This is a genomic window from Arthrobacter psychrolactophilus (assembly GCF_003219795.1).
Taxonomy (GTDB): domain Bacteria; phylum Actinomycetota; class Actinomycetes; order Actinomycetales; family Micrococcaceae; genus Specibacter; species Specibacter psychrolactophilus.
In genome coordinates, this window is record NZ_QJVC01000012.1 from 14,760 (window position 1) to 35,132 (window position 20,373).

Annotated in this window: 21 protein-coding genes; 4 read left to right on the forward strand and 17 right to left on the reverse strand. The window is 63.3% G+C overall.

The window, feature by feature from the left end:
- Positions 1-35: 35 nt before the first annotated feature.
- Complete coding sequence (locus CVS30_RS11880) at positions 36-605, reverse strand: dihydrofolate reductase family protein (protein WP_110485547.1); 570 nt, start codon at positions 603-605, stop codon at positions 36-38.
- Positions 606-819: 214 nt separating this feature from the next.
- Between CVS30_RS11880 and CVS30_RS11885 the strand changes: the two genes are divergently transcribed.
- Positions 820-1,152 carry a YciI family protein gene (locus CVS30_RS11885; protein ID WP_110485548.1) on the forward strand — a complete coding sequence of 111 codons (333 nt, stop codon included), beginning with the start codon at positions 820-822 and terminating at the stop codon, positions 1,150-1,152.
- Between the two features lie 32 nt (positions 1,153-1,184).
- On the opposite strand, the gene CVS30_RS11890 is transcribed toward CVS30_RS11885, so the two are convergent.
- The 5 genes from CVS30_RS11890 to CVS30_RS11910 all read right to left on the reverse strand — a co-directional run bounded on the left by CVS30_RS11890 (position 1,185) and on the right by CVS30_RS11910 (position 4,971).
- Positions 1,185-2,093, reverse strand: a complete 909-nt coding sequence (locus CVS30_RS11890) for an MSMEG_6728 family protein (RefSeq protein ID WP_110485549.1) — start codon at positions 2,091-2,093, stop codon at positions 1,185-1,187.
- Positions 2,094-2,238: 145 nt separating this feature from the next.
- The gene (locus tag CVS30_RS11895; protein ID WP_110485550.1) at positions 2,239-2,784 is read right to left on the reverse strand and encodes a YdeI/OmpD-associated family protein; all 546 of its coding nucleotides are present in this window, start codon (positions 2,782-2,784) and stop codon (positions 2,239-2,241) included.
- On the reverse strand, positions 2,785-3,225 hold the full coding sequence (locus CVS30_RS11900; RefSeq protein WP_110485551.1) for a VOC family protein: 441 nt from the start codon (positions 3,223-3,225) through the stop codon (positions 2,785-2,787).
- Positions 3,226-3,262: 37 nt separating this feature from the next.
- Complete coding sequence (locus tag CVS30_RS11905; RefSeq protein ID WP_110485552.1) at positions 3,263-3,691, reverse strand: hypothetical protein; 429 nt, start codon at positions 3,689-3,691, stop codon at positions 3,263-3,265.
- A 482-nt stretch (positions 3,692-4,173) separates the two neighbouring features.
- Positions 4,174-4,971, reverse strand: coding sequence for a dioxygenase family protein (locus tag CVS30_RS11910; RefSeq protein ID WP_110485553.1), 798 nt, complete (start codon positions 4,969-4,971; stop codon positions 4,174-4,176).
- A gap of 258 nt (positions 4,972-5,229) precedes the next feature.
- On the opposite strand from CVS30_RS11910, the gene CVS30_RS11915 reads away from it, so the two are divergent.
- Positions 5,230-6,651, forward strand: a complete 1,422-nt coding sequence (locus CVS30_RS11915) for a LamG domain-containing protein (RefSeq protein WP_110485554.1) — start codon at positions 5,230-5,232, stop codon at positions 6,649-6,651.
- 66 nt (positions 6,652-6,717) lie between these two features.
- Here CVS30_RS11915 and CVS30_RS11920 read toward each other — a convergent pair whose 3' ends face one another.
- Positions 6,718-8,304 carry an alkaline phosphatase D family protein gene (locus CVS30_RS11920; RefSeq protein WP_110485555.1) on the reverse strand — a complete coding sequence of 529 codons (1,587 nt, stop codon included), beginning with the start codon at positions 8,302-8,304 and terminating at the stop codon, positions 6,718-6,720.
- A 150-nt stretch (positions 8,305-8,454) separates the two neighbouring features.
- On the opposite strand from CVS30_RS11920, the gene CVS30_RS11925 reads away from it, so the two are divergent.
- Positions 8,455-9,420: an acyl-CoA thioesterase gene (locus CVS30_RS11925; RefSeq protein ID WP_110485556.1), complete on the forward strand. Its 966-nt coding sequence runs from the start codon at positions 8,455-8,457 to the stop codon at positions 9,418-9,420.
- Between the two features lie 24 nt (positions 9,421-9,444).
- On the opposite strand, the gene CVS30_RS11930 is transcribed toward CVS30_RS11925, so the two are convergent.
- Positions 9,445-9,960 (reverse strand): GNAT family N-acetyltransferase, encoded by a 516-nt coding sequence (locus tag CVS30_RS11930; protein WP_110485557.1) that lies wholly within the window; start codon positions 9,958-9,960, stop codon positions 9,445-9,447.
- A gap of 25 nt (positions 9,961-9,985) precedes the next feature.
- On the reverse strand, positions 9,986-10,969 hold the full coding sequence (locus tag CVS30_RS11935; protein WP_110485558.1) for a GlxA family transcriptional regulator: 984 nt from the start codon (positions 10,967-10,969) through the stop codon (positions 9,986-9,988).
- Between the two features lie 52 nt (positions 10,970-11,021).
- Between CVS30_RS11935 and CVS30_RS11940 the strand changes: the two genes are divergently transcribed.
- Positions 11,022-12,245 (forward strand): MFS transporter, encoded by a 1,224-nt coding sequence (locus CVS30_RS11940; protein WP_110485559.1) that lies wholly within the window; start codon positions 11,022-11,024, stop codon positions 12,243-12,245.
- Here the strand turns inward: CVS30_RS11940 and CVS30_RS11945 are convergent.
- The 8 genes from CVS30_RS11945 to bioB all read right to left on the reverse strand — a co-directional run bounded on the left by CVS30_RS11945 (position 12,242) and on the right by bioB (position 20,335).
- Entirely contained in the window at positions 12,242-13,279 is a 1,038-nt protein-coding gene (locus CVS30_RS11945; protein ID WP_110485560.1) for an LLM class flavin-dependent oxidoreductase, read from the reverse strand. The two genes, CVS30_RS11940 and CVS30_RS11945, sit on opposite strands and share 4 nt — an antisense overlap.
- Positions 13,276-13,926, reverse strand: coding sequence for an alpha/beta hydrolase (locus CVS30_RS11950; protein ID WP_181419787.1), 651 nt, complete (start codon positions 13,924-13,926; stop codon positions 13,276-13,278). Before CVS30_RS11950 ends, CVS30_RS11945 begins: the two co-directional genes overlap by 4 nt.
- Positions 13,927-14,202: 276 nt before the next feature.
- Positions 14,203-14,334: a hypothetical protein gene (locus tag CVS30_RS18430; RefSeq protein ID WP_281268085.1), complete on the reverse strand. Its 132-nt coding sequence runs from the start codon at positions 14,332-14,334 to the stop codon at positions 14,203-14,205.
- Between the two features lie 519 nt (positions 14,335-14,853).
- Entirely contained in the window at positions 14,854-15,621 is a 768-nt protein-coding gene (gene bioD / locus CVS30_RS11955) for a dethiobiotin synthase (protein WP_306418777.1), read from the reverse strand.
- The gene (locus tag CVS30_RS11960) at positions 15,621-16,688 is read right to left on the reverse strand and encodes a cytochrome P450 (protein WP_110485562.1); all 1,068 of its coding nucleotides are present in this window, start codon (positions 16,686-16,688) and stop codon (positions 15,621-15,623) included. Before CVS30_RS11960 ends, bioD begins: the two co-directional genes overlap by 1 nt.
- Positions 16,685-17,902, reverse strand: a complete 1,218-nt coding sequence (locus CVS30_RS11965) for an 8-amino-7-oxononanoate synthase (RefSeq protein WP_245934576.1) — start codon at positions 17,900-17,902, stop codon at positions 16,685-16,687. Before CVS30_RS11965 ends, CVS30_RS11960 begins: the two co-directional genes overlap by 4 nt.
- Positions 17,902-19,236: an adenosylmethionine--8-amino-7-oxononanoate transaminase gene (locus tag CVS30_RS11970; protein WP_110485563.1), complete on the reverse strand. Its 1,335-nt coding sequence runs from the start codon at positions 19,234-19,236 to the stop codon at positions 17,902-17,904. Before CVS30_RS11970 ends, CVS30_RS11965 begins: the two co-directional genes overlap by 1 nt.
- Positions 19,229-20,335 carry a biotin synthase BioB gene (gene bioB / locus CVS30_RS11975; protein WP_110485564.1) on the reverse strand — a complete coding sequence of 369 codons (1,107 nt, stop codon included), beginning with the start codon at positions 20,333-20,335 and terminating at the stop codon, positions 19,229-19,231. The genes CVS30_RS11970 and bioB overlap by 8 nt, the downstream gene beginning before the upstream one ends.
- Between the last annotated feature and the right edge of the window lie 38 nt (positions 20,336-20,373).

The window sequence follows — 20,373 nt, forward strand, 5'->3', positions numbered from 1 at the left end:
TTTGCCGATTTCGCACGTTCTGCCCGGTTGTGGCATCACGCCGTTGCTATTCTGGGCCGGTATTGCATGGCGATGACTCCAGAACGGAAGTCGCGCCGCTCCACGAGCTCGAGTTGGATTCGTTCGCGGAGGCCCGCGAGCAATGTTGGCCCGTGTCCGGCAAGGACGGGCTGCACGAGGAACTCGTACACATCGATCAAGCCCAGCTCGGCCAATGCGAGGGGAAGCGTGACGCCGCCGACCCACAGGCTTTTGCCGGGCTGCTGCTTGAGGCGCTGGACTGCTTCTCCCAGGTCGCCACGTATCAGCTCGGCATTCCAATCGAGGTCACTCAATGTGCTCGATACGACGTACTTCTTGACCCGGTCGATGGCTTCAGCGAAGGGAATCTCCCACTCTTCCATCCAGTCTGGCCAGGTCCCGGTGGCGGGCTTCCGCCATGCCGATTCCATCATCTGGTAAGTCACTCGACCAAAGAGGATGGCATCGGCTCGCTCCATCTCCGTGGTCCAGTAACGCATCGACTCCTCGTCCGGCGGGAGCCCTGCCTCGTGATGGCAGCAGCCGTCAAGCGTGACGTTGATCGAGTAGCGAAGTTCCCTCATCTGGTTGCACTCCCTAGATGCGCAGCAGCGATATCCCCGGATCCTCTCCAGACTACTGTCGGAGTCCTGCTGACGCTAGAGAAATATCGCATCAGCTCCCGGCAGCGAGACGAGCCGCGGCGAGATCAAGTCTGGCGAGGGAACGCGTCCTCCCGTAATGTCGAATTCACGCAAGCTCGTCTTACCTCTGCACCCGCGATAGCTAGGAGAACCGATGCAATACCTGATGTTTGTTGCCACCGATCCCGAAGGCGAGCCCTATTCAGCCGAGGAAGACAAGATCGAGGATTGGTGGAACGACGTCGAATCGCGCGGCATCTGGAAAGACGGCAACCGCCTTCGCCCGGCTGAAGAGGCCACAACGGTGCGCGTACGCAACGGCTCGACGCTGGTCGCCGGTGGCCCGTTCACGGAATCGAAGGACCGGATCGTCGGCTACGACGTACTCGAATGCGCCGACCTCGACGAGGCCATCGAGGTCGCCTCGAAGCATCCCATGGCCCGATTCGGCCAGATCGAGCTACGCCCGGTCTGGCCCCTAGGCTGAGGGGCAGCCGGACGCCGGATCAGTCCAGACCGTTACTGGCCGGGGATCGGGAAGAATACCCGAGGATCCTGCAAGAGCGCCGGGTAGTCGAAGTCCGTGCGGTCAATGATTTCCTGGAGCTCGAAGTTGCGACCAAAGCGGCCGTCCTCGAGTGTGATCGGGCGGCCTTGGAGCTTGCCCAAGGCAAACTTGGCCCCATCTTCCAAGGGGATCAGCACGGTGGTGTTACCGGGGACGGTTCTGAAGGCCTCGTCCTGAAGCTTGCGATTGCGCGTCGGCTTCTTCGTCAGCTGCTTGGGTGCCTTCTTGGCGTTCTTCTCCCCCACTCGACGTGACTTCTCCTCACCCGAGGTGAGGTCGTCGCCGTCGTGCTCGTCGTGAGTGGGCTTAGCTTTACCCCAGGCCGGCATGCCAACCTTGTCGATCTTTTCGGCGGCAACGTCACCCAGCGGGGCACGCAGGACCCATACGAAATCATCATAGGGATCCTCGGGCAGGATGTCCCGCAGCGGCTCGGGCCAGATCAATTCCAGATCCGTGGGGGTGTCGGCAAACACCGCGTCATAGAAGCGCGAGTCCTTTTGAAGCAGCTTGGAACGGTGGCTCGAATGAAAATCGGGCTCGCCCAGCCATGGAGGCATGGGAATCTTGCCTGCATAGTCGGGGTGAGCGGCCTGCGGGGCAAATTCCTTGATGCTCTCGCGGAGGTTGTCCGGGTGGCCGCGGGAGATCCACTCATCCGCCATGGCCAGGGCGTATTTGGTGAGCGCCGGAACATGTCCCATCCACATACGAACAGCGGGATGTGACTGCCGACCGTATCCGGGAATCACCAGCGTACGGAGAATTTGCAGCGCTTCAACGCGTTGCTTTCCAAGTCTTGAGGTGTCCAGAGCGGCGGCACTCTGCTGAAAATCGGGGTACGGGAGAAAAGTCTGCATACCTTCAGTCTGACGGCATACGCGCCACGTACCAATTGCAATGCCCCTTTAGCGGCGGAGAGATCCCCCACAGTCACGCGGAATCATTCCAATGCGGCGGCTCGCGGCGGGGCCGAAACTGGCGGAAGCGGCCTTCCGTTCAGCGTCACGGTTCCAGGCGAGTCATGAGCCGGAGGAGCGCAGCTTCTCGCATCTTGGGGGTGTAGGCCTTGAGTAACGGCAGCATGAGAAGGTACTGCTCGGATCGGCCGAGCGCCTCGAAGGCTGTTCGGGAACGAGCATCATTTGCTAGCGCTGCTGTCAGTTCTTCAGTCACCCTCGCTGTGCGCTGTGGTTCGTAGGCGGCGTCCCAGCGGCCGTCCGCCTTGGCGTCCTCGATCTCCGCCCATCCTGCCGGGCGCATGCGTCCCGCCGCGATCAAGGCTTCGGCACGCTCCACGTTGACCTTGGACCAAGAACTTTTGGGTCTGCGACGGGAGTATCGCTGAATGAACGACACCGCGTCGTAGCTCTTGCGCTGACCATCGATCCAGCCAAAGCACAGCGCTAGCTCGCCGGTTTCGGCGATCGTCGGAAGGTGCATCTCCGCATGACTTTTGCCAATGCGCACCCATGCCTCGGCCTGCTGGTCATGGTGATCAGTCAGCCAGTCGGCCCATCCCGCCGCATCCGTGAATTCAAGGATCTCCATTTAGGCGTCCTTCAAAGAAGCCAATACCGCGAGATAGTGCGGGTTGCTCATGACGCCGAGGACGTTGCCGAACGGATCGACGACGGATGCCGTGACGAATCCTGAGTCGCCGCGCGCGGTGATGGGCTGGTGCTCGGCGGCACCCCTGGCGAGCAGACGTTCCACGGTGCCAGCGAGATCGTCGACATGCCAATACATGATGGCCCCGCTCGGCTCACCGGCCACCGAATTCGCGGCAGCTGGGGCGGGCCGGTAACGGCTGTCGATGATGCCTAATTCGTGAAGGTAATCACCAATGCGGAACTCAACGTACGTCGGGCTCCCGTCCGGCCCCGACCTCTCGAAATACGGCTCAATGCCTAGAAATTCGCTGTACCAGGCAGCCGCGGCCGCGACATCGTCTGCCCAAAAGTTGAGGGTACTTAGTCCTCGCAGGCTCATGATGGTTCCTTCGATTTCAGCTACGACGGCCGGAGCCTTACTTCTCGCCGATGAGGATATTGTCGGAGATCTGGGTCCAGCCCGATTCGATGGCGCCGGTGTCGGAATCATCGCCCTGCAGGATCGTTGAAAATGCTCCACTAAGTCCCGACACCCTGACAATTTCGCCACTGCTTCGGGTATCACCACAGCCCAGATGCCATGAGGAGGCTTCGCCGGGCGGGACGACAGCCACGCAGGTGGTCCTAGCGTCCTCGCTCTGCAGCCCGAAGTACCGCACGTCGTCGTGTGTGACGAGTAGACGCGAGCTATCCCTCTTGATGAAATCTTGAAGCGTAATGAAGGCTGGCAGCACATCCTCTGAGTTCGCGGCGCGATCCAATGAAGTCAGCCCTGTCTGCCCGGAGCAGCCGCTCAGAAGCAGCGCGGTGATTCCAACGGCCATGACCAGCGGCAACTTCTTCATTTACTCCCCCATGTTCGACGACGTCCTGAGCGCCCCGCGGACAGCTCGGATCCACACAATACCCGTCAGGCTACCCCACCCCGAACGATTATTTAAGGGCCGATGTGAGTGAATACTGTTATATCCGGTTCCAGGCAACGTGTCCTTCAGGTAGGTAGACGAGGCTAGCTACCGAAAGTTATTCATCATGCCTGAAGCTTCCACCTAGCGACGTTCGGCACGCACATGACTTCTCATCGCCGCAGCCGAACCGTCCCATGCCCATGGGGGTCGTCGGGACGAGCATTGACACCATCACGCTCAGCGAGCCCGCCATTGCGGCGATCTGGCGGTGGTGGTTGTCGGCGAGCGCCTGAGCCCCGTAGGGTGGCGCGGCTTGGGTATTGTTGCCGCCGCCCTCGTGGTGTTGGCGATGGCCCCGGCCGCGAATGAGCTACCGGTGACGCTCGCAGACCTAGAGAACCCGCCCTCTTCTCCGGCCCTTAGGTCAGAGACCAGGATCGCTTGGAGAGCCCGAACCAGAAACCGTCGATGGCGGTCTTGGCTTCGATGCCACTCGAGGCGTATGCGGCGCCGAGCGCTACATAGAGCGGTGCCCAGTGTTCGGAGCGCGGGTGGGCCTCCCGAGCGGCGGGCGCCTTGTGGAGGAAGTCGAGGATGGAGTCAACGTCCCCACGGGCCATGGCTTCTTCGGCCCAGTGGTCAAATTCGCTCGGGGCCGACGGCGGAGTCGTGTTCGGTCCCGCTGCAGGGTTGAACCATTGCAGGTTGTGCGTCGTGAAGCCGGAGCCAACGATCATGGTGCCGCGCTCACGCAAGGGAGCCAGTGACTGACCGAGGGCGAAGAGACCTTGCGGGTCCAGCGTGGGCATTGACATCTGCACTACCGGGATATCCGCCTCGGGGAACATTTCCTTGAGCGGGACGTAGGCGCCATGGTCCAGGCCACGGGATTCGTCGCGCTCCACATGGTGACCGTGGGTGCCTGCCAGTCGAGCTACCTCGTCGGCCAACTCGGGTGTCATCGGGGCATCGTAGCGAACGTCGTAGTAGCGCTGCGGGAATCCCCAGAAGTCGTAGACCAGCTCTTGCTTGGTGCGGGTGGCACTGAGCGTGACGGGCGCATTCTCCCAGTGGGCCGAAATCATCAGAATGTCCTTGGGCTTTTCCATGGTGTCCGACCAGGCAGCCAATTCCGCGGTCCACGTGGCGTCATCAGCCAGCGGCGGGGCGCCATGGGAGAGGAACAGGACCGGAGGAACATCTGCAGAAATAGTCATAACACCAGCATAACCGCAAAAGGTTGATGCTTCAAGTAAATAATGAAAGTTCATTGCCCTAGTTGCAAGGGGCGGTGCCAGCAGGGACGCCACAACCTATCCTTTCATCGGCCCCGGCCCGAGAGTATCCTGAGAATCTGCGGCCATCCCTGCGGGCTGGCACCGGCATTGGTCTCCCTTCAGTGCCCGATTCCTCGTGCACGCCTCAGTCAGGATCCGACTCTCGGATCCCTTTCATCGAGAAGCTAAGGCACCGTTATGGACGTCCTTGAGGCCGTGGCCCCGCACAGAACCACCCCGCACCCCTTTGCTCGCCACCGCTCACGAACCATCGCTGCGGTCATCGCCAGTGTTCTGATCGGAACACTCGGTGCCTGCGGCTCCCCTGACACGTTGAAGGCAACCAACGCGTGGTCACTGACGAAAGCCGAAGCCTCGGCGGGCGGGGTAACCCTGTCCCTCGAAGACGGAGCCCGCTGGACGGGCGAAGGGTTGGCACTGGACGGCACGAACTTTGGCACCACTGCCGAGCCTGGCCCCCTTGCCACAGATTCAAGTTTCACCGTGAGCGCTTGGGTTCGTCCGGCCGGGCAGCCAGGACAGTACTCCTCAGTTCTCAGCCAGTCCGGGGAAGTCGCAGGTGCCTTCTTCCTGGGCGTCGCCGAAGGATTTTGGGCATTCTCGGTCAAGCCTGCTGACGGTAATGGGGGCGACTTCGTGACCAACCGCGATCTCGCGACGACAGTCGAGGTGGAGCCCGATGCTTGGGTGCATCTGGCCGGGGTCTACGATTCCACCGCAGGGAGGGCCTTGTTCTACCTCAACGGCTACCCGACAAGCGCGAATGGTGTCGCCACGGAGCCGTTGTTTGCCGCGAAAGGACCCTTGTTGTTTGGCAGTGGCCAGGCGAACGGACAACTTTCGGACTTCTTTAAGGGCACAGTTGCAGATGTGCGCACCTGGTCTCGTGCCCTCAGTACCGAGGAGGTCACTGCCGCGTCCTTGATCGCCACCCCTGACGGTGCAACACTCACCAAAGCTGAGCTGCCGGCGGAGCCGAACTGCCCAGACCCACACGGCGGCCTCTGCCTGGGAGCCCTTGAAGAGGGAAATTACTCAACGACGTCCTTTGAGCCGAAACTTTCCTACACCGTCCCAGAGGGCTGGAGCAACAGGGAGGATCTACCGGGCAACGTCCTGTTGACCCGTACCAGCGACTCGCAAGAGGGCACCTGGGGCGGCAGCTACATCGGCGTGTACCAGAATGTCCGGGCGTCATCCCTGTGCACCGAAGAGGCACAGCCTGGAGTGGGGACCAGCGCCGCGGACCTTGCCGCGTGGTATCGCACGGCGCCGGGACTGGAGATCGTCACAGACGCTCCCACGATGGTCGGTGGCTTGTCGGGGATTATGCTCGACTTCCGGGTGAGTACCCAGTGGAAGAGTCCCTGCCCGCTCGATGGCGTCATTCATGCGATTCCGATCATCATCGGCGGCGGCGTCTCTGATCTCCATCACGTCATGGGAGCACCTCTTGAAATGCGCATCATCCTGCTCGACTGGCAGGGAGGAAACCTTGCCGTAGAAATTACGTCCGTTCTTGAGCAGCACAGCCTGGAGGACTACCTCACGACCATCGGATCTGACGCAGTCGTCAACTCCTTCACGTTCGAACCCTGAGTGGGATTCCCGCAGCCCAAGAGACCGGAGGGCCATGACGCGGCCCTCCGGTCTAGGTTCTAGCTTCTAGCGCGCCTGGAGCCCGCGCACCCCATCCTCAATGACAAAGGACGCCTTTGTGCTGACCGGAGCGCCCGGCGTCGTCACATATTCCAGCGTGCGGAAATCGGCCGTCAGTGAGTCCTTCGTGATGGTCGTGTTCACGTAGCCGCGGTTGTCGTTATAGAACTTCAGGTGCGGATTCCATGCCATGACCGGATCGCTCGTGGAGCCACCACCATTGCCGGTCGAGGTGATGGAGGTGCAGACAAGCTCCGAGCCCACCACGGGGGCCGACGGGTCCTTGTAGTCCACCTTCACGTCATTAGCCCAGTTCCGGTGCACGTCACCGGTCAGTACGACGGCGTTACGCACGTTTGCGTCAACCCAACCTTGGGTGATGCGACGGCGGGAGGAGGCGTAGCCGTCCCAGCCATCCATGGAGACATCGTCGATGGCCGGTGAGCGATCGCGGTCACGCTCGGCAAAGAAGACCTGCTGTCCCAAGATGTCCCAGCTCTGGGTGGATTTCTTGAAGCCATCCAGGAGCCATTTTTCCTGCTCCGCACCCGTAATGGTGCGATCCTCGGCGAGCCGCTCGGTGACGTTCTTCCGCCAGCCATCCCCTGCCAATTGGTCATCACGGTACTGCCGGGTATCCATCATGTGGAAGTTCGCCAGCTGACCCCACTGGATGGTGCGGTAGATCTTCATATCAAATCCTGCGGGCACGGAGGACGAGCGCAGCGGCATGTTCTCGTAGTACGCCTGGAAGGCAGCTGTGCGACGCAAGCGGAAATGCTCGGCACTGTCGTTGAGCTGATTCGGATCACTGTTCTCGGGCACCTCATCGGCCCAGTTGTTGTCCACCTCATGGTCATCCCAGACCACAAGCCACGGTGCGATGGCGTGCGCAGCCTGCAAATCGACGTCGGACTTGTACTGGGCGTGACGCTGACGGTAACCGGCCAAGGTGCTGGTCTCTGGGCCGGCATGATCGCGCGGGTTGCCTCCGCCAATCACGTAGCCGCCCTTCTTGTACTCGTACATGTAGTCGCCCAGGTGCAAGATCAGATCCGGGTGGTCCTGCGCCAGGCGCTGGTAGGCCGTGAAGTATCCGTGCTCGTACTGGGCACAGCTGGCAAAGCTCATGGCCAGAGCTGCGGGCGTCTCATGCAGGGCCGGGCTCGTGAGTGTGCGGCCAACCTCGCTGAGGTGACGGCCCGTGCGGAAACGGTAGAAGTACTCGCGCCCCGGACGCAGCCCGCGCAACTCCACGTGGATTGAATGGGCGGTTTCGATCCGGGCCTGTTCCACGCCGCGGGCCACCACGGTGCGCATGGCGGCATCCTCGGCAACTTCCCAGGCAACAGCCACTTGGCGGGTGGGCATGCCACCGAAGCCATCCTCCGCGAAGGGATCCACGGCCAGGCGCGTCCAGATGACAAAGCCATCAGGCCACGGCTCTCCCGAGGCGATACCCAGGCGGAACGGATCGGTGCGAAGTCCGGCGTCGTCGGCGACGGACGTGGCAAATGCCGTGCCGGGAACGGCAGCGATCAGGCCGGCACCAAGGCCGACGGACAGTAGTGATCTGCGTGAAATGTTATCCATAGCCACGAACTTATGCAGGGCACTTGAACAAGCACCCGACATGATGTGAATTGCTCGTGAACGGCTCCGCAACACTCCAACGCACGCAATTATGACGCCCGACGCAGGTCATGAGACAGGCGCTCGCAGCCCGCTCCCTAAACTTGGTTCATGACTGAGAATCCCCGCAATTCGGTAACTCTTCGCTTCCTTGCCGCCCCCACCGACATTGGCCATAGCGGCTCCGTCGATGCCGGCACGGTGCTGGAATGGGTCGATAAGGCCGCCTATGCGGCCGCCGTAGGCTGGGCCAAGTCGTATTGCGTGACCGCTTACGTTGGCAACATCCACTTTGCCGATCCCGTCAACAGCGGCGACCTGGTGGAGGTCACCGCCACGGTGGTCTACACGGGACGTTCCTCCATGCACATCCACACCGTCGTCTCCTCGGGCGATCCCAAGGCTGGCGGACCCACGATGCGCAGCCAGTGCATCGTCATCTTCGTCGCGGTGGGCGCGGACGGACAATCCATCGCCGTCCCCACCCTGGAACCGGCCACACCCCAGGCGATCCTGCAACGCGACGACGCCGTTGCCAGGATCAAGGTCCGCGAGGAAATCGTCGAGGCCATGAAGGGGCAGGAGTACACCGATGCCGGCACCGCAGAAAAAGTCATCCTGCGTTTCCTCGCCTCCCCCAACGACGTCAACTGGGGCGGCAAGGTCCACGGCGGCATCGTCATGAAATGGATCGATGAGGCGGCCTACGTCTGCGCCACCCGCTACTGCGGCAGCGCCACCGTGGCCGTGTTCTCCGGTGGCGTGCGCTTCTATCGCCCCCTGCTGATCGGCCACGTCGTCGAGGTCGAGGCCCGGCTCGTCTACACCGGCACCAAGGGCATGCACATTGCCGTCCAGGTGCGCTCGGGCTCCCCCACGAGCGGGGAGCTGAATCTGACCACCTACTGCCTCACGGTCATGGTGACGCGGGACGAGGCCGGCAACTCGGTGCCTGTTCCCCCATGGCTCCCTGTGAGCGAGGAGGACCAGCGCCTGCACGCCCACGCCCGGGAGCTGTTGGAGATCCGCGGCCGGGCGCCGGGCAATCGCCTCCCCAACCACCTCTTGTCCCACTAGAAAGTACGACGGCGTAACTGACCTTTAGCGGCCTCCGCCACCACCGGGCGTCTCGCCGAGAGACGTGGTGAGGGGTCCGCCGTCGAGCTTTAATTCCATGAAGACACTGTAAGGATCCAGGACATAGTCGGCGAAGGGCCCACGCTCCGTGAAACCCTGGCGGAGGTAGAGGCGCCGGGCGGGGGCGAAGAAGTCGACGCTTCCGGTCTCCAAGACGAGCGAGTGATAGCCGCGTTCCCTGGCCTCGGCCGTGATGTGCTGCAGAAGGCGCGCGGCAATCCCCCGACCCCTCGCCGCGGGATGCGTGCGCATGGACTTGATCTCCCCCTGTCCGGCCCGGAGCCGTTTGAGGGCGCCGCACGCGAGCAGTTCACCATCCTCGCGCGCCGTCCAGAAGGTCACCTCCGGGGCGCAGAGGGCCGCAAGATCGAGGGTGTGCACACTTTCTGCGGGCGAGGTGGCCATCATGTCGAGCAGATGATCTTGCAGCAGCGCGCGCACATCGGGCAGGGTTGGATCGTCAATGCGAAGAGAAATCATGGCTTCAAATCTAGCAATGGTGGCACTACGCGGCCGTGAAGGCATGCCGGTACTGACTGGGTGTCAGGGAGGTGTGGCGCTTGAAAATGGTGCGGAAATTGGCGCCGGAGCCTAGACCCACCGCGGCCGCGATGCGTTCGATCGGGACGTCGGAGCTTTCCAGCAGTTCTTTGGCTCGTTCGACGCGTTGCAGGGACAGCCACTTCATGGGGGCGATGCCGGCGTGGCGTTCGAAGCGCCGGGCCAGGGTGCGCTCACTCAGGGCAATGGCGGCGCTCATGTGGGCGATCGTGAGCGGCTCGTGCAGGTTCTTGAGCGCCCACTCCATGGCCGCGCCCACGTCGGAGGGTTGATCGGCGGAGCTTCGCAGCGGCTTGTGGCTGATGAATTGCGACTGCGTTCCCTCGCGGCGCGGCGCGGACACGATGGCTTTGGCCGTGCGATTTCCTTGCGCGGCACCCCAATCGCTGCGGACCAGATGCAGGCACAGGTCAATGCCGGCGGCGACCCCCGCGGAGGTGAGCACCTGGCCATTGTCAACGAAGAGGACGTTTTCATCGACGGCAATGCGCGGGAACAGGGCGGCCAGATCCGAGGTTGACCCCCAATGCGTCGTGGCCGAGAGCCCATCAAGGATCCCCGCCTGGGCGAGGGCAAAGGCGCCCGTGCAGATCGAGACCATGCGCGCGCCCCTGCCATGGGCGGCCGTCAGTGCGTTGAGGACTTCATCCGGCAAGGGTTCCCGGGACTGCGAGAAGCCCGGGACGATCACGGTGTCCACCTCCTCGAGGAGATCGAGGCCGCGCTCGGGCAGCACGGAGAAGCCACCCGTCGCGGGAACGGGCAGGCCGCCCAGGGAGCAGCTGTGAACCTCATAGCGACCCTGGGTGTTGCGGCCCAGAACCTGAACCGGAATACCAAAGTCCAAGGCTAAGACCTCCGGCAGCGCCAGCACGGCAACCTTGATGGGCGCTGCGGCTTCTGCATCTTTGGCGGGAATCTTGTGCATAGTGGCAATCTTGCCACTATTCTGGGTGAAAGTTCAATGACATCGTGGAGCCATGATCCGCACCCCACCTCGCTTCAAGGCCCTCCTGATCCGCCTCATCGCCGCCCAGGCCTGCTATTACATGATCGTCAGCATCGATCTGACGCTGACAGGACTCGTCGGCCTCTTGCTCGCGCCCGTCCCCGCCCTAGTGACGCTGCCACTGAGTTTGATCGTTGTGGTGGGAACCCTGTGTTCCTTTGTCGCCGGGCATGCGGCAGCCCGCTTCGGCTACCGTCCCGTCATGGTGGCGGGCGCGCTCACGGCCATTGCGGGCGGTCTCATCTCGGCTATTGCCGTGGCAAGCCACTCGTTCACGCTCTTTTGCCTCGGCACGGCCCTGACCGGCGGGTACCGCGCCGTGGGTGGTTTCCTGCGATTCATCGCCTCCGACTACGCCCCACCAGCCCAGCGGGAACGCTCCCTGGCACTGGTCATGTATGGCGGAATCGCCGCGGCGGCGCTGGGCCCCTTTGCCGCGGTCGCCGCCTCCCACGCCGCACTGCAACCTTATGTGGGTTCCTGCCTTCTCATCGCAGTCTTGGGCATCGTGGCCCTGTGCTTGGCGCTGACCATGCCGCCGGCCACCAACACCGCGTCCGAGTCGAGGCAGCCTGCCATCGAGATCCGCGCCCAACGCGGCAACCCACACTTTCAGCAGGCCGTGCTGGTGCTCGCCGGATCGGGACTCGTCATGACGCTGGTCATGGCCAGCGGACCCCTCGCGAACGACCATGCCGGACATTCCGCGACCGTGGGAGCCTCCATGATCCAGTGGCACCTCATCGGCATGTTTGCCCCGTCCGCCCTGAGCGCCTTGCTCCTGAAAAAGTACGGCACCTTCGTCACGAATCTACTGGGCGGCCTCGTCATGTTCGCGGGGTGCGCCGTGGCACTGTTCTCCGATTCCGGCGCGGCCATGATCGCGACCCTGACACTGGTGGGTATTGGCTGGAATATCCTCTTCGTGTCTGGCTCGGCACTGCTTTTGAAGGCCTATCCACAGGGCCGAGGCAGCAAATTGCAGGGCTTCAGCGACGGTGTCACGGCGGGCTTGTCCGCGGCCGGATCCTTTGGCGCCGCATGGTTGCTTCACCAAGCCCAGTGGCGCGGAGTCAACCTCATCGCGGTGGCCGTGGTCGCCGTCGTTCTTATCCTTCTGACACTTTTTAACGCCAGACGGCGCGAGCCGCACCTCCCGCTGGCCCCCACCCCTCACGCCGAGGTAGCCGGTTAGCTCGAGGACAGGGCGACGCGGACGGCGGGCAGTACCTCGGTGGCCAGGAGCTCGATGGATCGCAAGGTAGCTGACTGGGACAGACCACCCAATCCCACCTGGGCGAGGAAGCGCGTGTGTCCGAGAATCTCGTGCTCCCAGAGGATCTTGTCCACGATCTCGGCAGGACTTCCAGCAAAGAGGGCACCATCGGGTGCTGACCAGGCCTCGAAACTGGCACGATCCAGCCGGCCAGCCCGCGGCATATTTTGCTCTATATAGGAGGAGTAGTGCGGGAAGAAGGTGTTCTTGGCCCCCTGCGAGGTCTGCTCAACATAGAAGTGCGAGGTGACGCCAATGCGCCCCGGTTCCCGAGATGCCGCTTCGGCCGCGCGGCGATATAGCTGCGCCAAGGAGCGGAAGCGTTCCGGAGCCCCGAGGATCGCCAGGTACAGTGGCAGGCCCAGACGCCCGGCCCGCTCGGCCGAGGACGGGGTGCCACCAACAGCTGCCCACACCGGCAGAGTCGGCTGCACGGGGCGCGGCCACACGCCCGCGTCCTTGAGCGGCGCTCGCGTGCTCCCCTGCCAGGTCAGCGGGTTTTCGTCACGAATGCGCAGGAGTAGTTCGAGGCGATCGTCGAAGTATTCGTCGTAGCGCTCCAGCTGCTGACCAAACAACGGGAAAGATTCCACATACGCGCCCCTGCCGGCGGTGATCTCGGCCCGACCGCCGCTGATCAGATCCAGGGTGGAGAAGTCCTCAAAGACACGGACTGGATCGGCACTGGAGAGGACCGTCACGGTGCTGGTCAGTCGAATATTCTTCGTTTGTGCGGCGGCAGCTGCCAGCACAACAGCGGGAGAGGACACGGCAAAGTCTTCTCGGTGGTGCTCCCCGACGCCAAAGACATCAAGCCCGGCCTGATCGGCAACGCGCGCCCATTCCAGAATGTCACGCGTGCGGGTCGCGGCGTCCAGGGGGTTCCCGTGGGCGTCGCGAGTCAACTCGCCAAAGGTGAAGATGCCGATCTCAAAGGGAGCGGGTGCACTCATGCCGAAGTCACCACATGAGCCCCTAGCTCGAGAGCCAAGAAGTCACGGACATCACTGAGTTCTGCGGCGTTGATGCCGTGAGCCAGCCCCGGGTAGATGCGCTCGATGAGGGAGGTGTGACCGGGCAGGAATTCGCTGCTCCGCGCAATGGCCACCTGGGCAATGACACCATCTTCTGCGCCACGACCCCAGAAGAGGCTCGGGAGTTGTGCTTCCAAGGCGGCATCTCCGGGCTGCGGTGCGCCCAGGACAAAGCCGCCCAAGACCACAGGTGCCAGGACTCGTTCGGGTCGAGTGCGCAAAAGCTGGCTCGCCATGAGACCGCCCTGAGAAAAACCAATCGGCACAATGCGGGTGCTGGGGTCGAGATTCTCATCAACCCAGGCCCAAATAGCTGCGCTAGCGGCCTCAACCGGTTCCGCATCCGGGACACCGGGAGTCGTTATCGCAAACCAGGCCGCCGCGCCGCGACCCAGTTCCAGCGGAGCGCGCAGCGACGCCCACGGAATCGTGAGACCCATGGCCGGGGCAAGAGAGCTCAGGTCTTGCTCGTTGGAACCGTAGCCGTGCAGAAAAAGCACCACGGCCTCAGGCACGTCGGTGTTGGTCCAGCCGGGAGAGCGCACATCGTGCAGGGTGGTGTTCATTTGAGCTCCTTGAAAGATGGATGTCATCAGGCCGGCCACATCGGTAGGTCCACGGTAAGACTACACCATTTACTTGTAGCTTCAACTATAGATTTTGTGACCACCCATTAAATGAAACAGCCCGTGCTGGTCAGCACGGGCTGCTCACGGTGGCCGGGTGATGCGGGAGGCATCACGGCGGCAGTGGGGTTGAAGAGCTCGAAATGGGTAATGGTCATCTCGCTCCCTCCTTTCGGTCACACGCCATCAATGGCGCGACGGTTTTTGGCGGAGATACTACCGGAGGTTGAACAGATCAACACGGACGATCTCGCGATACTGGCGTTCGCGCATCTGGTTGAACTTTTCCTGGTCTGCCGGCGCGAAGAAGACTCGCTTGATGGACGACCTGAGGGGCTTGGGGCTCATGGTGACACCTCCTTTCGAGAATTGTGATGAATAGCTGGACATTTTATGGCGCGACAAATAAAGCCTCTTTTTTCATAATCGAAATGAATATAAAACGGCATTATGAGAGCACAAAAAAGCGCGGTTTCTTTTGTGCGTTTAGTCCGGACTAGTCGCCGTGATCACGGCCCTGCGCTGGAGGTCATTAGTGATGGTTGCGCCAGGGCGCGGATCAATTAATGGTGCTCAGCATGACGCGGGGCAATAATTACGAGTGATAGCTCGGGGCTGGTCGGCAAGTACGACCGTGTCTGGGCGGCCTTGCGGCGGCGGCCCTACGCGATGACAGTGTTAGCTGTGATGGCGATTGACAGGCGTGCCGGGCAAGGCATGACCAGTTCCGATAACTCCGGACTTGATAGTTGTAAACATCATGGCCTCCCTTCGATTGCACGCGGACATCCCGGACAGTTCGTCGGGGACTAATAAATAAACTACATCACAAACTACACATAAATCCAGTTCATTCACTAAATAATTTCAAATATTTCTTTTAGTGGTTCTACCGAGTCCCGCGGGCCGCTCTTCATTACCTCGCAACGTGGCCCAGATACCCAGCCATTCCGGGGCCGAGGCAAGGAAGTGCTGACCGGGCAATAAGGAGGCCTGCTCCGGCAGGCAGCCCAGCAGCGGCACGGCGAGCCGTGAGAGAAACTCCTCGTTATCCAGCTCCACCGCACCGGGCTCATGTGGCCAGGCTCCAATCACCAGGCCGGCCGCGTTCAATCCTCGAGCACCGAGCGCCTCGAGGGTCAGCAGGGTGTGATTGAGGGTGCCCAGTCCGCTGCGGCAGACGACCACGACGGCCGAGTCGGGCAAAGCCAACGCCAGGTCCGCGATGGTGTTCCCGTCGTGGTCCAATTCCACCAAGAGTCCGCCAGCCCCCTCCACTAAAACGTGGTCGTGCCCGGCGGCCAGGGATTGCACGGTGGCGACATGGACGGCGAGCGCTGGCAGCGTCGTGGACTCACGGAAGGCGGCGGCGACCGGAGCCATGGGCAGCGCTAACCGTGCCCCTTCCAGACAGTCGCGCGTTCCGGCCAAGCGCCGCACCTCTCCCATATCGCCACCGTCCCCGGCGGCAACCCCGGTCTGAACTGGTTTGTAGACAGCCACGCTGGCACCGTCGGCTTGCAGCGCTGCGGCGAGTGCCGCCGTCGTGAGTGTCTTGCCCACGTCAGTATCTGTCCCGGTCACAAGCACGACGGCGGGAAGCCTCACCCGTGTGCCGCCCACTCCCGCGCGCATCACTGCTGACCCCGTGTCGCCATGACGGAAGTGGGGGTTTGGAAGGAGAGCAGTCGCAGCCACTGAGATTCCGGGCCGAACAGTTCCAACTCCGGCAGGGCGGCCGCGGCCTCTTCCACCACGATCCGGGTTTCAAGTTCGGCCAGTTTGGCTCCGAGGCAGCGGTGCAGCCCGTGCCCAAAGGCGAGCGAGTAGGCGGTCGGCGGCGCATCGGGGGCATGACGGCCTGATAGTTCTAGAAGGATCTCGGCCCCGGCCGGGAGCGCCACACCATTGAGTTCGGTGTCGTGCATCGCCGCACGGCGCCAGGTGTGAACCGACGATTCCGTAGCCAGGACGGTGCGCACATGCGCGCTGGCACGTTCGGTGGAGGCAAGTGCCGCCCACCCCGCGGCGCCCAGGCCAATGCCCCGATACAGTGCGGTATTGATCAGTTGTGAGGTGGTCTCCTGCCCGGCGATGACGAGGAAATAGCCCAGGGAGCACACCTCGGCCGTGGATAGCCCGGTCGCCAGCAGCACCCCAAACAAGGAGTCCTTGCCGCGGCTCGCTAGCACCTCGGCGCGTAGCCAACCGTAAAATTCGGCGGCACTGCCAGCGAGCTCGAGCTGCCGTTCCGGACTCGGCCAGCCCCAAAATAATTCCAGCGAGTCTTGGCTCCAGGCTTTAAGATCGGCCAAGGGTGGGTTGTCCTGGCCCGTGAGCTCGGCCATGATGACCGGTGGCACGTGGCGGGCCAGGGACAAGGACAGATCTACCGGGCCCTCATCGAGGGCAGCGGCGGTCAGGGCCAGGCGATGGTGCGTTAACCCCCGCACCTGGGGCGTCACGGCCTCAACCTTGGCCGGGGTGAAGAATCCCGCCACGGCTTTACGAACCCTGCGATGCTCCTCCCCCGTGGCCGAGGCCAGCACCGGCGGCAGCGCAAATCTGGCTTTGCTGAGAATACGTAAGGTGGCGGGAGCTAGCGGCACCACAGAGGTGAGCGCATTGCTCGGGGCGAAATCAGCCGTGCGCCGCATGACCTCCTTGACGGTGGCCGGCTCCCCTATGACGAGGTAGCTCATATGGTGATCCTGTTCCGGCCGGAGCCGTTGTGTTCTGAAGGGTCCGCGCGGTGCTCCCGTGCCATGGGACGGAGCAGCCCGGCGGCGTAGTCCAGCTCCTGCAGTGTGAGGTCGGCGCGTGCCGTCACGCGCAGGCGCGATACGCCGTCGGGCACACTCGGTGGCCGAAAGCACCCGACCAGCACCCCCGCGGCTCGCAACGTGGCCGCCGCCTTCACAGCGTGATCGGCCGAGGGCATGGGGATCGATTGCACAGCCCCCGGCGAGCGCTCAATGCCACACAACCGCGCCAGGGTAGCGGCGTTCTCCTGCAGCTGCCCCGCCAGAGCGGGTTCATCCGCAATGATCTGCGCCGCCATGGCCGCTGCGGCGGCGGCTGCGGGCGCCAAGGCCGTGCCAAAAATGAAGGGCCGCGCCGTATTGACCAGGTGCTCGCGCAGGGCTCGTGACCCGAGAACGGCGCCACCCTGAGCACCGAGGGCCTTGGACAAGGTCACCGAAAGCACCACATGCCCGGCCCCGGCCAGTCCGGCCGCATGGACGGCACCCCGCCCCGCTCCGGCCACGCCGATCCCGTGCGCCTCATCGACCAGCAGCCAGGCGTCATAGTATGCGCATAGGGCCGCCAGCTCCGTGAGGTTCGCCCCGTCACCCAGCACCGAATACAGGGATTCCACCACCACGACGGCGCGCGGCTGGCTTCTGGTGTTCAGGGCGGTTGCCACCTGCCCCACGTCGCCGTGCGGCACCATGACCACTGGCGAGCGGGAGAGTCTGGCGGCATCCAGCAGTGAGGCGTGGACGTGCGCGTCAAGAATCAACAGGGTCCCGGGACCACCCAGCGCGCCTAGGACGCCAAGGTTCGCCAGATAGCCCGATGAAAACGCCAAGGCGGACTCAACGCCCGTGAGCTGGCACAGCTGTTCCTCGAGAGCGGCGTGCACAGCTAAGGTGCCGTTCACGACCCGGGAGGCACGGGCGCCGGAACCATAGCGCTGGACGGCGTCCACGGCGGCCGCCGTCACCCGGGGATCCCTGGACAAGCCAAGATAATCGTTGCTGGCCAAATCCAGCATGGCGCCCGGCGCAACAGGATCCCCTGGCGTGGCCGCCCGCACTAGGCCGCGGCGCTGGCGGACGTGGTCCCGGCTAGCCAACCACGTTTCCATGGCACCACCTCCGGCGTAAGGAACCATCACGTCTGCCGGTCCCATCAGCCGTGCACCGTAGCCACGGCCGCACAAAGCCCGGATCCGATGGTGGCAAGGTCCGCGGCGGTGCTGATGTAGGGAGGCATGGTGTAGACGAGGTCCCGGAAGGGGCGCGCCCAGACGCCGTGTTCCAGGGCCACTAGGGTCAGCGCCGGGACGTCGACGGGTGTGTGGAGTTGAATGACGCCCACCCCGCCAAGGACCCTGACATCACGAACCTGCGGCAGGGCCGCCGCAGGGGCCAACGCGGCAGTGAGTCCTGTTTGGAGGGTAGCGAGTTGCCCCTGCCACGGCTCGGACCGCAGAAGTTTCAAGGACGCCACCGCTACGGCACATGCCAGCGGATTGGCCATAAATGTTGGCCCGTGCAGGAGCGCCCGCAAGGGTGAGCCCGTGATGACGGCAGCCACTCGGCGCGAACACAGCATGGCGGCCAGCGTCAGGTATCCCCCGGTCAGGGCCTTGCCGACGCACATGATGTCGGGAGTAACATCCGCCCACTCGGAGGCAAAGAGCTTTCCGGTCCGGCCAAATCCGGTGGCGATCTCGTCGAGGAGCAACAGCAGCCCATACTCGCTGGCCACGTGCCGGGCGGCATGAACGCACTCGGGCGCATAAAGGTGCATTCCCCCGGCGCCCTGCAGCACCGGTTCCATGACGACTGCTGCGAGCTCATCCCGGTGGGTCCGCACGGTGTCTTCCAAGATAGCCACCCAGGCGGCAACTTCCAGCGGGTCAGAACGCAATTCACCACCAACCAGATGGGCCCGCGGCGGCCGGGGCAAGAACAGCTGCGGCGCCACCAGCCCGGGAAACTCGGAGTGCATCCCGTCCACGGGATCGCACACGCTCATGGCCGCGAAGGTATCACCGTGATAACCGCCGGCGAGGGCCAGGAAACGCGTGCGTCGCCGATGTCCCGCGGCCCGTTGGTATTGCACGGCCACCTTCAAGGCCACCTCAACAGACACCGAGCCGGAATCGGCAAAAAACACGTGCTCCACTCCAGCCGGAGCCATCTCGACTAACATTTCGGCCAGTTCCACGGCCGGGGCGTGCGTCAGGCCGCCAAACATGACATGGGAAAAAGCGCCCGCTTGGGCCTGTAGGGCCGCATCGAGTGCCGCATGGCGGTAACCGTGGATGGCCGACCACCAGGAACTCATGGCATCGACCACCTCGAAGTTCCGCCCATCGGCAGCCTGCAAGTGAAGCCTGGTCCCGGCGGCTCCAAGGACCGCATAGGGTGCCGGACCATCCAAGGGAGCATAAGGGTGCCACAGGAGTCCGCGGTCCCGCTCGATCAGGGACGGTGCTAGGGCGACGCCGCTAAGCATTGGCGGCAAATTCCGTTCCCGCGCCCCGACGCCGGATGGTGAGTGGGGCACCTGGCCGGGTCTCGGCGTCGGGCATGTCATGAGACGTTGCGGCAGGGGCGCTGGAGTCATTATCAGGCTGGCTGCCAAGGACCGTGAAGCCGGCGTCGGCAATCATGGCGAGATCGTCCTGGCCGGGCTGGCCCTCGCTCGTGAGGTAGTCCCCTAGGAAGAGCGAGTTGGCGATGTTGAGAGCCAGTGGCTGGAGGGTGCGCAGGTGCATTTCGCGGCCGCCGGCCATGCGGATCTCTACGTCGGGGCAGGCGAATCGCACGGTGGCCAGGATGCGCAGGCAGCGGGCCGGGGTCAGCAGCCAGGTTCCCTCCAGTGGGGTGCCCTCGAAGGGCATGAGGAAGTTGACGGGGATGGAGTCGCTGCCAAGATCGCGCAGGGCGAAGATGGCATCGATGAGATCCTCGTCGCTTTCGCCCATGCCGACAATGAGGCCAGAGCACGGGGACAGGCCGGCGGCCTTGGCGTGTTCGACGGTGCGCACGCGGTCGGCAAACTCATGCGTGGAACAGATTTCCTTGTACATTTCCTCGCTGGTGTTCAGGTTGTGGTTGTAGGCGTCGACGCCGCAGGCCTTGAGCTTTTCGGCCTGGCCCTCCTTGAGGATGCCCAGGCAGGCGCACACCTCCACGCCCGGATGCTGCTCCTTGAGCCCTTCCACCATGCCGGCGACCCGGTCCACGTCGCGGTCGGTGGGGCCCTTGCCGCTGGCCACCAGGCACACCCGGGAGGCCCCAGCCTTGATACCGGTCGTGGCCTGGGCCAGCGCTTCTTCCGGCTTAATCCAGGTGTACTTGAGAATTTGTGCGGCCGAGCCCAGTCGCTGGGAACAGTAGGTGCAGTCCTCCGGGCACAAGCCCGATTTGAGGTTGACTAGGTAGTTCACCTTCACCGTATTGGCGAAGTGCGCACGGCGGAGGCGCGCCGCGGCGGCCACCAGGTCAAGCATCATGTCATCGGAGGACGTCAGAACCGCCAAGGCATCCTGGCGGGTCAAAGTGGCGCCGGACAACTGCCGGTCGGCGAGGGCTTGAAAATTATTGAACACTGTTCAAGTATCAAAATCGGAGACGATTCTGTCAAATG

Excerpts from the sequence above, each read along its gene's own strand:
- CVS30_RS11880 (WP_110485547.1), bottom strand. The coding sequence starts at position 605 with ATGAGGGAACTTCGCTACTCGATCAACGTCACGCTTGACGGCTGCTGC.
- CVS30_RS11885 (WP_110485548.1), top strand. The coding sequence starts at position 820 with ATGCAATACCTGATGTTTGTTGCCACCGATCCCGAAGGCGAGCCCTAT.
- CVS30_RS11890 (WP_110485549.1), bottom strand. The coding sequence starts at position 2,093 with ATGCAGACTTTTCTCCCGTACCCCGATTTTCAGCAGAGTGCCGCCGCT.
- CVS30_RS11895 (WP_110485550.1), bottom strand. The coding sequence starts at position 2,784 with ATGGAGATCCTTGAATTCACGGATGCGGCGGGATGGGCCGACTGGCTG.
- CVS30_RS11900 (WP_110485551.1), bottom strand. The coding sequence starts at position 3,225 with ATGAGCCTGCGAGGACTAAGTACCCTCAACTTTTGGGCAGACGATGTC.
- CVS30_RS11905 (WP_110485552.1), bottom strand. The coding sequence starts at position 3,691 with ATGAAGAAGTTGCCGCTGGTCATGGCCGTTGGAATCACCGCGCTGCTT.
- CVS30_RS11910 (WP_110485553.1), bottom strand. The coding sequence starts at position 4,971 with ATGACTATTTCTGCAGATGTTCCTCCGGTCCTGTTCCTCTCCCATGGC.
- CVS30_RS11915 (WP_110485554.1), top strand. The coding sequence starts at position 5,230 with ATGGACGTCCTTGAGGCCGTGGCCCCGCACAGAACCACCCCGCACCCC.
- CVS30_RS11920 (WP_110485555.1), bottom strand. The coding sequence starts at position 8,304 with ATGGATAACATTTCACGCAGATCACTACTGTCCGTCGGCCTTGGTGCC.
- CVS30_RS11925 (WP_110485556.1), top strand. The coding sequence starts at position 8,455 with ATGACTGAGAATCCCCGCAATTCGGTAACTCTTCGCTTCCTTGCCGCC.
- CVS30_RS11930 (WP_110485557.1), bottom strand. The coding sequence starts at position 9,960 with ATGATTTCTCTTCGCATTGACGATCCAACCCTGCCCGATGTGCGCGCG.
- CVS30_RS11935 (WP_110485558.1), bottom strand. The coding sequence starts at position 10,969 with ATGCACAAGATTCCCGCCAAAGATGCAGAAGCCGCAGCGCCCATCAAG.
- CVS30_RS11940 (WP_110485559.1), top strand. The coding sequence starts at position 11,022 with ATGATCCGCACCCCACCTCGCTTCAAGGCCCTCCTGATCCGCCTCATC.
- CVS30_RS11945 (WP_110485560.1), bottom strand. The coding sequence starts at position 13,279 with ATGAGTGCACCCGCTCCCTTTGAGATCGGCATCTTCACCTTTGGCGAG.
- CVS30_RS11950 (WP_181419787.1), bottom strand. The coding sequence starts at position 13,926 with ATGAACACCACCCTGCACGATGTGCGCTCTCCCGGCTGGACCAACACC.
- CVS30_RS18430 (WP_281268085.1), bottom strand. The coding sequence starts at position 14,334 with ATGAGCCCCAAGCCCCTCAGGTCGTCCATCAAGCGAGTCTTCTTCGCG.
- bioD (WP_306418777.1), bottom strand. The coding sequence starts at position 15,621 with ATGCGCGCGGGAGTGGGCGGCACACGGGTGAGGCTTCCCGCCGTCGTG.
- CVS30_RS11960 (WP_110485562.1), bottom strand. The coding sequence starts at position 16,688 with ATGAGCTACCTCGTCATAGGGGAGCCGGCCACCGTCAAGGAGGTCATG.
- CVS30_RS11965 (WP_245934576.1), bottom strand. The coding sequence starts at position 17,902 with ATGGGACCGGCAGACGTGATGGTTCCTTACGCCGGAGGTGGTGCCATG.
- CVS30_RS11970 (WP_110485563.1), bottom strand. The coding sequence starts at position 19,236 with ATGCTTAGCGGCGTCGCCCTAGCACCGTCCCTGATCGAGCGGGACCGC.